This is a genomic window from Nitrosopumilus sp. Nsub (genome assembly GCF_001541925.1).
Lineage (GTDB): Archaea > Thermoproteota > Nitrososphaeria > Nitrososphaerales > Nitrosopumilaceae > Nitrosopumilus.
Map to the genome: position 1 here is coordinate 1 of NZ_LQMW01000021.1, position 13,652 is coordinate 13,652.

Annotated in this window: 14 protein-coding genes; 2 read left to right on the plus strand and 12 right to left on the minus strand. The window is 33.5% G+C overall.

Annotation, left to right across the window (positions count from 1 at the left end; genetic code table 11):
• From AW732_RS08920 to pyrB, 4 genes are all read right to left on the minus strand, one after another.
• On the minus strand, nt 1–855 hold an 855-nt coding region (locus AW732_RS08920), incomplete at its 3' end, for a CFI-box-CTERM domain-containing protein (protein WP_348625417.1).
• Between the two features lie 45 nt (nt 856–900).
• Entirely contained in the window at nt 901–2,628 is a 1,728-nt protein-coding gene (locus AW732_RS08925) for a CFI-box-CTERM domain-containing protein (protein ID WP_253805578.1), read from the minus strand.
• A 21-nt stretch (nt 2,629–2,649) separates the two neighbouring features.
• Nucleotides 2,650–3,360 (minus strand): LON peptidase substrate-binding domain-containing protein, encoded by a 711-nt coding sequence (locus AW732_RS05790; RefSeq protein WP_067959866.1) that lies wholly within the window; start codon nt 3,358–3,360, stop codon nt 2,650–2,652.
• Between the two features lie 51 nt (nt 3,361–3,411).
• Nucleotides 3,412–4,341 (minus strand): aspartate carbamoyltransferase, encoded by a 930-nt coding sequence (gene pyrB, locus AW732_RS05795; RefSeq protein ID WP_067959869.1) that lies wholly within the window; start codon nt 4,339–4,341, stop codon nt 3,412–3,414.
• A 41-nt stretch (nt 4,342–4,382) separates the two neighbouring features.
• Between pyrB and pyrI the strand changes: the two genes are divergently transcribed.
• The gene (gene pyrI, locus AW732_RS05800; protein ID WP_067959872.1) at nt 4,383–4,844 is read left to right on the plus strand and encodes an aspartate carbamoyltransferase regulatory subunit; all 462 of its coding nucleotides are present in this window, start codon (nt 4,383–4,385) and stop codon (nt 4,842–4,844) included.
• A 37-nt stretch (nt 4,845–4,881) separates the two neighbouring features.
• Here pyrI and AW732_RS05805 read toward each other — a convergent pair whose 3' ends face one another.
• The 6 genes from AW732_RS05805 to AW732_RS05825 are packed head-to-tail and all read right to left on the minus strand — an operon-like array spanning nt 4,882 to nt 9,767.
• Entirely contained in the window at nt 4,882–5,184 is a 303-nt protein-coding gene (locus AW732_RS05805) for an ATP synthase subunit C (protein ID WP_172790407.1), read from the minus strand.
• 51 nt (nt 5,185–5,235) lie between these two features.
• The gene (locus AW732_RS09005; RefSeq protein ID WP_256381647.1) at nt 5,236–5,367 is read right to left on the minus strand and encodes a hypothetical protein; all 132 of its coding nucleotides are present in this window, start codon (nt 5,365–5,367) and stop codon (nt 5,236–5,238) included.
• The gene (locus tag AW732_RS05810; RefSeq protein ID WP_067959874.1) at nt 5,360–5,998 is read right to left on the minus strand and encodes a V-type ATP synthase subunit D; all 639 of its coding nucleotides are present in this window, start codon (nt 5,996–5,998) and stop codon (nt 5,360–5,362) included. The genes AW732_RS09005 and AW732_RS05810 overlap by 8 nt, the downstream gene beginning before the upstream one ends.
• A gap of 4 nt (nt 5,999–6,002) precedes the next feature.
• Nucleotides 6,003–7,388, minus strand: coding sequence for a V-type ATP synthase subunit B (locus tag AW732_RS05815; RefSeq protein WP_067959876.1), 1,386 nt, complete (start codon nt 7,386–7,388; stop codon nt 6,003–6,005).
• Complete coding sequence (locus AW732_RS05820) at nt 7,385–9,163, minus strand: V-type ATP synthase subunit A (RefSeq protein WP_067959878.1); 1,779 nt, start codon at nt 9,161–9,163, stop codon at nt 7,385–7,387. Before AW732_RS05820 ends, AW732_RS05815 begins: the two co-directional genes overlap by 4 nt.
• Before the next feature lies 1 nt (nt 9,164).
• Nucleotides 9,165–9,767: a V-type ATP synthase subunit E gene (locus AW732_RS05825; RefSeq protein WP_253805585.1), complete on the minus strand. Its 603-nt coding sequence runs from the start codon at nt 9,765–9,767 to the stop codon at nt 9,165–9,167.
• Between the two features lie 88 nt (nt 9,768–9,855).
• Between AW732_RS05825 and AW732_RS05830 the strand changes: the two genes are divergently transcribed.
• Entirely contained in the window at nt 9,856–11,955 is a 2,100-nt protein-coding gene (locus AW732_RS05830; RefSeq protein WP_067959885.1) for a V-type ATPase 116kDa subunit family protein, read from the plus strand.
• A gap of 11 nt (nt 11,956–11,966) precedes the next feature.
• Here the strand turns inward: AW732_RS05830 and arsM are convergent, their stop codons facing one another.
• A complete protein-coding gene (gene arsM, locus AW732_RS05835; protein ID WP_067959888.1) occupies nt 11,967–12,725 on the minus strand; it encodes an arsenite methyltransferase in 759 nt (252 codons plus the stop codon).
• Between the two features lie 32 nt (nt 12,726–12,757).
• The gene (locus AW732_RS05840; protein ID WP_067959891.1) at nt 12,758–13,531 is read right to left on the minus strand and encodes a sulfurtransferase; all 774 of its coding nucleotides are present in this window, start codon (nt 13,529–13,531) and stop codon (nt 12,758–12,760) included.
• Nucleotides 13,532–13,652: the final 121 nt, after the last annotated feature.

The following is a 13,652-nucleotide window of genomic DNA, read 5'->3' on the forward strand; positions in this document are numbered from 1 at the left end:
GATTGACAAAGTGCTAATCATTGGAGTCAAGCCAGCCTTTACAATTTCTTTGAACACTGGATTCTCTCTTTCCATGTCTGCAATGTATGGTGAGAATGAATAGTATGCTTCGTTAAATGTGCTCATAAATGCTGAACCTGATTCGGTATTCATTAATTGATTATCACGAATTTCTCTAAGCATTTGGACTTGTGGTGCTAGTTCTGAGCCATATGCTGCTGTTGCAATTAGACAACCGCCGCCTTCTTCAGAGGATTCTTGAGGTGCTGCAACTGGTTCTTCTACAACTTGTTCAACTACTGCTACATTTTTCATAACTTCTTCTACTTTAACTGGTTCTTCAATTACTTCTTCAACTACAACTGGTTCTTCAATTACTTCTTCAGTGTGAGTTTCCATTTCAGAGTGTGTTTTATCACCTGCTTCTTGTACAATGATTGTTCCTTGCATCCAAGGATGAATCATATCAAAATAAGGAAATTCTCCCACATTTTCAGCAGTCCATTCAAAAGAAGCACCTGATTCTAACATTCCTGAATTAAATTCAGTTCCAATTACATCATTTGATGGTGAACCTGAAGTGAATGTGTGTTTAACATTATCAGTATTTGAAAATACTATGAGACTACCGACATAAACTGTTACAGTATTTGGACTGAAACAACCATCGTCGGTTAGTTCACAGCCTGGACCAGAACCTGAACCAGATACTGGAGTAATTGTAACTTCATGATGATCAGCATATGCAGCGTGTATAGGATGAAGATAATCTGCAAAACTTGCAGGTGACATGGCAATTGTTCCTGTCACAATAGTAAATAATAGAAAGATTGAGCTTATTACTTTAGTCTTCATTAAACAAGTTACTTATTTGCATACATAAAAACTTCGCTAGAATTTCTATACATGAACCAGTTTTTTTCTAAACTGAATTGCTTTTACAATTCCAAATGCTGGAAGTCCGATGTACATTCCCAAATTCAATGCAATTACTGAGAGTCCAAGTCCTAAAACTTCTGACTCAGTTTCAGCGTTTTCCATGATTGACAAAGTGCTAATCATTGGAGTTAGGCCAGCTTTTACAATTTCTTTGAACACTGGACTTTGTCGTTCCATGTCTGCAATTGTTGGACTGAATGTGTAATACAATTCGTTAAATCCGCTCATGAAAGATTTTCCAGATTCTGTATTCATTAATTGGTTGTCACGAATTTCTCTAAGCATTTGGACTTGTGGTGCTAGTTCTGAACCATAAGTTGCTGTTGCAATTAGACAACCGCCGCCTTCTTCAGAGGATTCTTGAGGTGCTGCAACTGGTTCTTCTACAACTTGTTCAACTTTCTTTTCTCCAAATGTTTTCTCAACAACAACAAAAGCAAATTCTGTTTCTTGTCCAGTATTTCGAATATTTTCAAATTTAACTATTGTAGGTCCTGTCTGACCTTCAGAAAATGTAAATTTTTCAAAATCTCCACCTACTTCAGCGTTATCACTTACTCTATGGATTTCTTCATTGTTTTGAATTATTACAAATGTATAATCAGATAATCTCATTGGTGAATCAGTATAACTATCTCTAATTGTAAAAACAAAATTTGTTGGAACCCCAACCTCAATATCCTTAGGATCCCATGCCAAATTGACTTTGAATTCTTCACTTGCAGAATATGCAATCAATGGAAATTTAGTTTCTTGACTTGCAATTAGTTTGAATTCAATTTTATCAGGTAATGGTTGTTCAGATTTTCTCATTTCATTTTTCAAATGACGAAGGTGATCTTGCAACAAAACAAAGTGAACTGTACGATCATCATCATAGGTATAATCATCAACAGTAACTGAAGATTTGAATAATTTGATATCATTAACATAACCAGTATAGCTAGGACTCAAAAATTCTTCAAAATCTTTTGGAAACTGTGTCTCAACATGAATAACATTAACGTGAGACATTTGACTTTCATTCCAATCAAAAGGCATTTCAAAAGTTACTTCTTTATCATCATAATCATATTGAAAATTAGAAATTGAATCAAAATAGGATTTAGTACCAAATTCTACATCTTGATTATTTTGATCTTTTTGTAGAAAAGATTTGGATTCAACTATAGTTAAATCAGCAGTGTAAACACCAGAATCTTCTATGATGTTTGTAGGTTCATCAATTGTTCTTATCTCAATTTCAAAAGTATACAATCCTCCTGAATTAAAAATAGGACCTGTGATTTCTAGGGGTTTTGATTCAGTTCCATGCCATGCTCCAAGTAAAGAATCCTTTTCTCCCACAATTGTAATATCTTCATTATTTGTGGGTTTTACAGTTATTGGCAAAATTCCATTTTCAGCAAAAAAGTAGTTTCGTAAAATCATTTCATCTTTATAAAAAACGCCAATAAGATAGGTTACATTATTTACATTTTCATCAGTTTCATTATCTGTTGCAGTGATAGTAATTTGCTCTTGTTCATTTTCAAAATACATAGGCATTTCAATTGAAACAGAAAATTGTTTTTCTTGAATATTTATCGAAGATATTGTATCAATTCCCAAACCATGTCCATAAACACTACTTGCTGGAAAAAGTAAACAAAAGATCATCGATAAAATCAAAAAATTCTTTGCAGACATCAATATTCTCAAATTATTGTCCTATTTTACTGTCAGTAATTCCTTAGTTTTTTCAATAAGATCTTCCATAGTTGTTGCTTCTAAAAGGGGTTGTAGATCATTAGGATCTTTTGCACCAAGTGCAGCTAGAGAATAGATATAATCAATTGTTGGCGAGTCACTAGTCAGATAGTATTGTTGTAAAACATGATCAAGAGCATGAGATTCAACTACTTGTGGCAATGCTTGATGTATGATTTTCTTTTTCCATAATTCAACCAATCCATTCCATCTTACTAGAGAAATATTTTCATCAATTTCAGGAATTAATTCTACTTCAGCTTGGATGTACATTTTTTCTTCAGTACCAATTTTTTCATGAATTTTTGATATTTCTTCATGGCCTTCAACTGAAAGTGGATCATAATTATCAGGTTGTGAAATGGCTGGTGGGATTATTCTTTTTATTCTAAATGAATTTCTGCCCATTGTTTCAATATGAAGCTGTAATCCATCAAGTTCAACATCCTCACATTTACTAATTTTAGCAATTGTTCCAACCAATTTTGGTGAATTCCATCCATTAACTGAATTTTGTTCATCAATCAAACAAACACCAAACTGACCATCTCCAAGCATACAATCATCTACAAGTTGTTTGTATCTAGGCTCAAAAATTCTAAGAGGCAATTCTTGTCTTGGAAATAAAACTAAGTCTAATGGGAAAATTGGAATAATTTTAGTCTCGTTCATTTAATCATCTTGTATGGTTTCTAAATATATGGAATACGGAAACTAGGAAAATTAAAACCCATTTTCATTTAATGTTAGACCTAACAGTGTTGCACGTGTGTACTTTCCATATTCAGCTTGTTTGAAATATTTAGCATTTTTTGTGTTGTCAACTTCAGTAGAAATTTCATCAATTCTGGGTAATGGGTGTAAAATAATTGAATCATCTTTCATCTGATTAACTAAATCCAATCCAACAACATAACTACCCTTAACTTTTAGATATTCTTCTTCATCTGGAAATCTCTCTTTTTGGATTCGTGTTACATACAAAACATCCAACTCATCAATATGATCCTCAAGTTGAGTTGATTCAGTAAAGTTAATATTTTTTTTAATGTCATAAGTAGAATCAGATCTTATTCTCAAAGATTCTGGTGATATTAATCGAACATCAACATCATAGTTTCCTAAACCATACAATAGAGAGTATACGGTTCTTCCATATTTCAAATCTCCAACAATACCAATTTTTAATCCATCAATCTTTTTCTTTTCTTTTTTTATTGTATACAAATCTTGTATTGCTTGAGTAGGATGTTCTTCAGTTCCACTACCAGCATTGATTACTGGTTTGTCTGAAATTTCTGAAGCAAATCTACTTGAACCATCCAACGGATGTCTTAAAACAAGAGCATCTGAATATATCGACATTATTTTTACAGTATCTGCAAGACTCTCACCTTTTTGAGTTGATGAAGATGAAATGTCTGAAATTCCTAATGAGCTACCACCAATTGATGCCATAGCAGATTCAAAGCTTAGACGAGTTCTAGTACTTGGTTCATAAAACAAATATCCCAAAGTTTTCCCTTTACAAATTTCCCGTCTTTGAAAAGGATCTAATTGAATTATCTTATCAGTTGATGTAAAGATTTTTTCTAATTGATCCTTACTAAAATCCTTAATTGAAATTATATCCTTATTGAAGAATTCATTCATTCTTTCAATAATATATACAAGTGACTATACAAAGTATTCTGATGGAACAGTCTGAACTAATGGTTCGACGAATCAAAGAAGGCACAGTTATTGATCATATTGATGAAGGAAAGGGTCTACAGGTTCTCGATGCTTTAAGAATTGATGGTCAAGATGGTAGTTTGATCACTTTAGCCATGAATGTACCAAGTGGAAAATCAAAGAAAAAGGACATTATCAAAGTTGAAAATAAGTTTCTAAAAGATGATGATACAAACAAAATTGCAATAATTGCTTCTAAAGCAACTATCAATATTATAAAAAATTACAAGTTGATTGAAAAAAGGCGAGTTGCACTTCCAAATGAAATTGATAAAATATTTCGTTGTACTAATCCTGATTGCATTACAAACAGTACAGAACATATCGAATCAATTATGGATGTAATCGATAAAGAAGGAATGGTTCTCAAATGCAGATATTGTGCAAGAATACTAGATGTAAGTAAAGTAAAGTATAACTAAAAAATAAAATTAAAAATTGAAAAGTTTGTAGTAAGGACTATTGTCCTAAGATGATAAACATCATAACTATACCGTAGATTGCGATTGATTCGACCATACCTACGAAGATGAATACTTTTGATTGCAATGCTGGATTTTCACTGATTACTGCAAGACCTGCTGCACCGACTTGACCTAAACCGATACCTGCACCAAATGCTGCAAGACCAAATGCTAAACCTGCACCGAGAATTTTCAATGATCCATCACTGGATGCACCGTCTTCTGCAAATGCAACACCAGTTGATCCAAATACTGAGATTACTGCTGCTGCCAAAAGTAACAAGACAATAGTTTTCATTGTATTTTGCACTCCATAAGTTCCTTATTTAAATCATGATAAGAATTTGAATTAAATTTTGGATAGTGTTTTCTTTTTGAAACTAGATAGATCGTCTTTGATCGATTTTGAAAAATTATCTTTATCCTGATCTATTGTTTTCTTTGAATCTTCAATTAATTTTTTAATTTCTTCTTTAGCCATTATCTCTACTCTCCATCTTAGCCTTCACTTTTTTTAACTTTGCGAATTCTTCTCTTTCTCTTTCTTCAAGAGTAGCAAGGATAAATCTAATTTTATGCTGATATTGAGGAATAATTACATTTTCTAGTGCATTTAGCAGCTTTTGTGTTTTTTCTAGTGCTTTTGCAAGGCTAAAGATAGAATTTTCATATTCTGCTGCTTTACAGATTTTTGGCAATAATTCTTTGATTTGTTTTGCACCTCTATCAATTGATGAATTGGTATCAGCAAATCCATATGGCATTGATTTTGTATCTTTTTCAGTTACTGACAATGCAGGAATTTTTACATCAACAACTCTTCTTACATTAACATCAACTTCCATTACAGGAGGGGTAGATTCTGCAACAGAATCAACTGTGTTAGTACCTAGAGCTAAATATGCTTCATTAACAGATTTGTAAATATCTTGTAATGGATCCCAAATTCCACCTCTTGCTTTTGAAGCTTCTTCAATCATTTCTTCAATATTTTTTAACAGGACTTTACGTTTATCATCTAAAATACCTTGTACCATTACAGCAACTTGACTTGATTTTTTGTATTTGAAAAGTTCAATTTTTGTGGCAGCAACATTTTGTCCAAATGACATTTTGTTACTCGCCCTGATAATACTGATCTACGAATTTATCTTTAATCTTGGTAATCTCATTTCTTGGAAGTTTTGATACAATCTTCCACAAGATTGCAAGTGTTTCTTCAATTGTTCTATTTTCATCAGTTGCTTGTGAAAGGAATTCTTTCTCAAAGACATCACCAACATCCATGTATTTCAAATCAATTTCAGTTAATCCTGCTTTACCTACAATTCCTGCTAATGCTCTAACTTCTTGTGCTCTAGAATAAGCATCGTAAACTTGGTTAGCAATTTCACTGTGATCATCTCTAGTACTTCCTTCACCAATTCCGTCTTTCATCAATCTACTAAGACTCATCAAAATGTTGATTGGTGGATATACACCTTGTCTGAACAAGTCTCTACCAACTACAATTTGACCTTCTGTAATGTAACCAGTAAGATCTGGAATTGGGTGAGTAATATCATCAGATGGCATTGATAAAATTGGAACTTGTGTAACACTTCCTTTCTTACCGTTTAGTTTTCCTGCTCTTTCATAAAGTGTTGAAAGGTCAGTGTAAAGATAACCAGGATATCCTTTTCTTCCAGGAACTTCCTCTCTTGCTGCACTAATTTCTCTTAATGCTTCTGCATAGTTTGTCATATCTGTAAGAATAACAAGAACGTGCATTCCTAATTCAAATGCCAAATACTCTGCAACAGTTAATGCTACACGAGGTGTGATAATTCTTTCAATTGCAGGATCATCTGCTGTATTCAAAAATAGAACACTTCTTTTTAGCGCACCAGATTCTTCAAGACTTTTTCTAAAGTATTCTGCTTCACTGTATTGCACACCAATTGCTGCAAAAACTACAGCAAAGTCATCATCAGTACCAACTACTGATGCTTGTCTTGCAATTTGTGCTGCTAGTAAGTTGTGAGACATACCAGAACCTGAAAAGATTGGAAGTTTTTGTCCTCTTACAAGGGTAATTAATCCATCAATTACAGATACACCAGTTTGAATGAAATCTTTTGGATATTCACGTTGTTCTGGATTCATTGGTTCACCGTTAATATCAATAAATTGATCAGCAATTGGATCAGGCAATCCATCTTTTGGTCTTCCTAATCCATCAAAGACTCTACCGAGTACTTCTTTAGAGACTGGCATTTCCATAACTTTGCCAACAAATTTTGCATTTGTTCCAGAAATAGATAATCCAGTAGTTCCTTCAAAGACTTGGACAATTGCTTTACCATTTCCAACTTCAAGAACTTTACCTAATCTTCTTTCGCCATCTTTAGTTTCAACTTCTACAAGTTCATCAAATGCTGCATTTTCAACATCATCGACAACTACGAGAGGTCCTTTAATTTCAGCAATTTTGCTGTATTGAACTCCGCCTTCAGTGGTCAATTTGTAACTTTCACTCCTGAAATATTTTTGAATTGTTCTTTCATATCACTTTCTAATTGATCAAGTTTTGGCATCTCATCATCTTTGATATCCATTCTTGCTTTAAGTAATGATGTTACAACAGGTAATTCACGAATTGAAGCAAGTGGTGCTCCTTCCTTTAGTGATTGTTGTCCTAGTTTATAGAAATCAACAACTAATTTCAATAATTTGAATTGTTTCTCTGGACTACAGTATGTATCAACATCGTCAAATGAGTTTTGTTGAAGTAGACCAATTTTTACCATTCTTGCAATTTCCAAAATGAGTTTTTCTTCATCAGGTAATGCGTCTGGACCTAAGAGTTTTACAATTTCTTTTAGAGTATCTTCTCTTTGTAAAATTCCATAAGCTTCATTTCTAATTCCAAACCATTCTTCACTAATATTTTCACCCCACCATTTTGCAATATCACCAAGATAACCAGAATAACTGTTCATCCAATTAATTGATGGGTAGTGTCTAGAGTATGCAAGTTTTGCATCTAATGCCCAGAAAGTCTTGATAAATCTCATTGTGTGTGTTGTAACTGGTTCTGTAAAGTCACCACCAGATGGTGAAACAGCACCAATCAAAGTTACAGAACCATCACGGTCTGGACTTCCAGCTGCTCTTACACGACCTGCTCTTTCATAAAATTCTGCTAATCTAGATGCGAGATAAGATGGATAACCTTCTTCTGCTGGCATTTCTTCTAATCTACCACTCATTTCTCTTAATGCTTCAGCCCATCTACTTGTAGAATCTGCTACAAGAACGACGTCTTTACCCATATCTCTATAATATTCTGCAATTGTAACTCCGGTGTAGATACTTGCTTCTCTTGCTGCTACTGGCATGTTACTAGTATTTGCGACAAGAACAGTTCTATCCATTAGAGGTTTTCCACTTCGTGGATCTTTAAGATGTGGGAATTCAACTAATACTTCAGTCATTTCATTTCCTCTTTCTCCACAACCAATGTAAACAACAACTTGTGAGTTAGCCCATTTTGCAATTTGGTGTAATGTAACAGTTTTTCCAGTTCCAAATGCTCCAGGAATTGAACCAGTTCCTCCTTTTGCAATTGGGAAGAATGTATCAATTACACGTTGTCCAGTAAGTAATGGAACTGTTGCATCATATCTTGTGTTATATGGACGTGGTTTTCGTACAGGCCATTTATGATACATTTTGAGTGGTACATTTTCACCATCTTTTTCGACAGTTGCTAATTCAGTTTCTAAATTATAATCTCCTTCTGATACAAGATTTGAAATTTTTCCGCCAGGATGGTTTGGTGGAACCATAATAGAGTGTTCAATAAGATCAGTTTCTTGAACAGTTCCAATAACATTACCTGGTAAAACTTCATCACCATTGCTTGCAACTGGAACAAAGTGGTATGTCTTCTCCATATCAACAGGGGTAGTTGTGATACCTCTACCAATGAATGATCCAGATGCTTTTGATAATTCTTTTAGTGGTCTTTGAATTCCGTCATAAAGTTGTCCAATAATTCCTGGACCTAATAATACACTAAGTGGGTTTCCAGTTCCAATTACTGGTTCACCTGGTTTTAATCCACTAGTTGATTCATAAACTTGAATAAATGCAACATCTCCGGTTAATCTAATTACTTCACCGACTAATTTTGAATCTCCAACTGTGACAGTTTCATACATTTTAGCATCAGCCATTCCATCAGCTCTAACTGCTGGACCGCTTACCCATACAATTCTGCCTTGTGCTGTCATCTTATTCTTTTACCCCGAATTTTGATGCAATTTCTTTCCTAATTAAAGGCTTTAATCGATCTATCTTTGCGTCAATTGTGTTATCGAATTTCATAGCTCCATCTTTGGACTGAATTTTAACACCACCAATGCATTCAATTGTTTCAGATGATAATTCAGAGCCAGCAAAATTTGCCAATGTTGACTGAACTACATCTCGATCTTTAGAGTTTGTAAATACTATAACTTCAGATGTTCCCAAAACTTGGGTAGATTCATCTAATAATGTTTTAATGAGATTTGCATAGTCGCCACTGCGATCAGAATTTGAAATTTCTTCAACTGCTTTTGTGAAAACTCTAGAAACAGCGTCTTCAACAGCCAAAAGTTGTTTGTTTCTTGCTTCAATGTCAGAACCTCCAACGATTTGTTTTTCTAGTTTATCTGCCTCTTTTCGTCCATCTGCAACAATTTTGTCATATTCATCTTCTAATTTAGTCACAGAATCATCAAGAGCTTGATGAGAATCGCTAAGTGCACCATCTAAGCTGGCCAATACATCTTGTTCAGTCTGATCGAGAATCTTATCAATCGTCTTTTCAAGAGAAGAATTTGCCAATATCACGCGTCTACCCATAATAGATTTTAATGTTTGGAAAAGAAAATTCCGTTGAGAAAGATATTAAAAACTAAGAAATTTTCACAGGATTAACTTGGCAATAGCTGATCTGAAACTTGGAAGTATAATTTTACCCAGATCTGAGTCGCCAAAAGCCATTTCTAGATTAACTGAGTTTGAATGGTTTCACAAAATTGATACTGATAACGACACAGTAACTCCTGAAATTGATGATTTGTTGTTAGAGGCCCAAAAAACATACCAATCCATTGACGATGTAATCAAAGGCCTAGGAGTGCCACCTATGGTAGGAATTCTTGAGATTATGTTCAAAGGAACAATGATCAAAAAGAAAGACTATGAAGTTGGTGAAATTGAAGACATGGTAAAAGATTTGATTCAAAGAACACCATCAATAATTGATGAACCTGCCAAACTTTTAGAAGACCAAGCTGATACAAAACGCTCACTTGAAGAATATACATCACTTAAAGAAACATTAGAAGTTGCAAAAAAGCTAAACATTGATCTTTCAGGATTTGGATTAATGAAATATTTTTACACAAATCTATTTGTTGTTGATTCAAAAGATTATGAGGAAATTAGCAGAGCATTAGATGGCATTACATTTTACAAATATGATTTAGCACTTAAAGAAAAATCTGCAATCCTAGTAATTGCCAGTACAGAAGATTCTGATAAAGCACTCAAAGTACTCAGAGGTTTTAATGCAAATCCATTTTCCATTCCTGAAGGAATTCCTCAAGTTCCATCTGAAGCATATTCAATGGCTGAGGCTAAAATTAAAGAATTGACTGCAAAGCAATCAACACTCTCAAAACAAGTTGCAAAAATTACAAAGAAGATTAGACGTGATATTTTAGCAATCCATGAAGAAGCCCAAGTTGCAAAAGATGTACTTGAAACACTAAGAAAACCAGGTGGAACCAAAAACTTTGCAGTAATTCAAGGATTCATTCCAGTAAAGATGGAAGAGAAATTTAAGAATGCAACAAAACAATGGATGTCTGTATCTGAGGATATTACAGATCCTAAATTAAAAGAACAAGTTCCAACTCTATTTGATAACAAGAAATTTGTTAGAACATTTGAAGTAATTACAGAAAGTCAGGGAATTCCAAGAAAAGGAGAAGCTGACCCAACACCTATGATTGCTTTGATGTGGCCAATTTTCTACGGATTAATGTTTGCAGATGTGGGTCACGGATTATTGTTAATGGGAATGGGATTATTATTCAAATTCAAAGGACAAGGTAATCTTTCGAGATGGGGAATGTTAATTGCAATCTCTGGAGCATCTGCAGCTATTGCGGGTGTCGGAGCGGGTGAAGCGTTTGGATTCCATCTAGATCATATGGGACCATTAGAAGGATTATTAGAAGAAGGAGGAGCTTTGCATTCAATAAGCTGGCTTGTAGGAATTATCAGTGTTGCAGAATTAACATTTGAACAAGTAATCAATATTCTCAAAGTATCATTATTCATCGGAATTGTACATTTAGTTTGGGCAATGATTCTACATGTTAAGAGATTAGCTCAAGAAGGTAAAAAATTTGTAATGTACATGGAGGCAATTCCAAACATCACACTATACGGCGGAATTGTAGTAATTATGATGTGTGCAATTGGTGCAAACTATGATGTGATGAACATGTATTCTAAAGTGCATACAGAAGCAGTTCCTTGGGTAACAGTTTTCTTAGGAGATTGGGCTCAAGTTTGGATTGTCTCAAGAATTGCAGTAATTATCGTACTTGTATCAATGACAATGATGATGATTGGAGGAATTATGCATGCAAAGAAACATCCTGAAGATGGAGGTTCTGCAGCAAATGTTGTAATGGAAGTTTTCCTAGGAAAAACAGTAGAAGCGTTAGCTCACACAATCAGTTATGCCAGACTCGGAATTATGTTACTTGTGCATGCTGCGTTATTGATGACAGTTAACAACGCATTTGTTTCTCTAGGCGGTGCTGAATCAGGTGCAGCAATGGCAATGATTATTGGAGGAAACTTGGGAATTATGATGATTGAAGGATTAATTGTATACATCCAATCTCTCAGATTGCACTTGTATGAATTCTTTACAAAATGGTACAATGGTGGTTCACAACCATTTAGACAAATTAGACCAGAACTAATTTACAACCAATTCATTTGGAAGAAAAAATAAATTTTTTAAAATTATTTAATTGCTTTAATCACTAAACTTGAAATTTTTCTGCCGTTAATTTTTTTTCCATCCATATATGCTCGTTGTTCTAAAATATCAATTTTTTCAAATCCAGCACCTCTAATACATGAAAGATAATTTTCTTTTGTTAATGCACCATCAATGCACTCACACCATTTATCTGAATTAATCTGATCTACAGATAATTCTTGATCAGTAATTAGATCAGAAATAACCATACGTCCATTATTTTTTAAAATTCGGAATACTTCTTTGAATGCATTTGTTTTGTTTGTAGTTAAATTAATGACACAGTTACTAATAACAGCATCAACAGAATTATCATTTAATGGAATATTTTCTTCAATATCACCTTTCTTAAATTCAACATTTGGATAATTGCCTTTTTTTGCATTTTCACGAGCTTTTTGTAACATATCATCAGTCATATCAATTCCAATTGCTTTTCCAGAATCAAGAACTTTCCTTGCAGCTAAAAAAATATCAATTCCAGCACCAGAACCCAAATCAACTACAGTCTCACCTTCTTTGAGTTGAGTGTGGTTAATTGGTGCTCCGCAACCAACACCCAAAATTGCTTCTTGAGGAATCGATTCAAGTTCCTTTTGATCATAGCCAATTAGTTTTGTTGCATCTATGGGAGAATCTCCTGAATCACATTCTCCAGGCATACAACAACAATCATCATTTCCAGAAACAACTATCTTGGAATATTTTTTTTTAATTTCATCTTTGATGGAACTATCCATATTTCAAAATAATTTCAAAACCATACTTTAATTCATTCTATAGGAAGTGTAATGTCATTTCCCCATTCACCCCAAGATCCCAAATAGAGTTTAACATTTTGAAATCCAAGTTTTTTTAAAACCAAAAAGGAATTGGCAGCTCTGTATGCTCCTTGACAATAAGTAACAGTTTCAGAGTCTTTTGGAAGATCATATATTTTGGATAATTCGTCATCATTTTTGAAAGTACCATCTTCAGAGAGATTTTGATTCCAATCAATATTGATAGAATTAGGAATATGGCCAGTTTGAGCAGCTCTCACTACACTTCCATCATATTCACCAGTAGAACGAGCATCAATAATTTTCAAATTATCTAAATTATCTCTAATATGTTCAAATCCAGTTATAATATTAGAATTGATTTTTCCTAAAAATTTTGTTGGTTTGAAATTATTTGCTTTTGTTTCAATTGAGAGATTTTCTTTTTTCCATTTTGTAATTCCCCCATTTAACATAGAGACATTTTGATGTGAAAAATACATCAACATCCATACACCTCTTGCTGCAAGCATTCCAGAAACAGAATCATAAAAGATGACTTTTTTTTCTGGGGTAACACCAAGAAATGAAAATAATTTTCTTGCTTGATCATTGAAATTCTTAATTCCATTTTTTGTTGTATCAATCCAATGAAATGCAAACAAGTCTAAATGAACAGCTCCGGGAATATGTCCTTCAGAGTATTCTTTGAATGAGCGAGTATCTGCAATTATTACATCAGAATTTTCAAAAATTGAATTTAATTCAGATGTTGAAATTAACATGTTTTTGATAAAAATTCAATGATAAATAAATCACATTAGTGTCCAAAATAGCCCAAGATAATTTTAATGAAAATTCCTTACACATAGTGTAAGGGATAATTAAATAAAAAGAAGAAAAAAG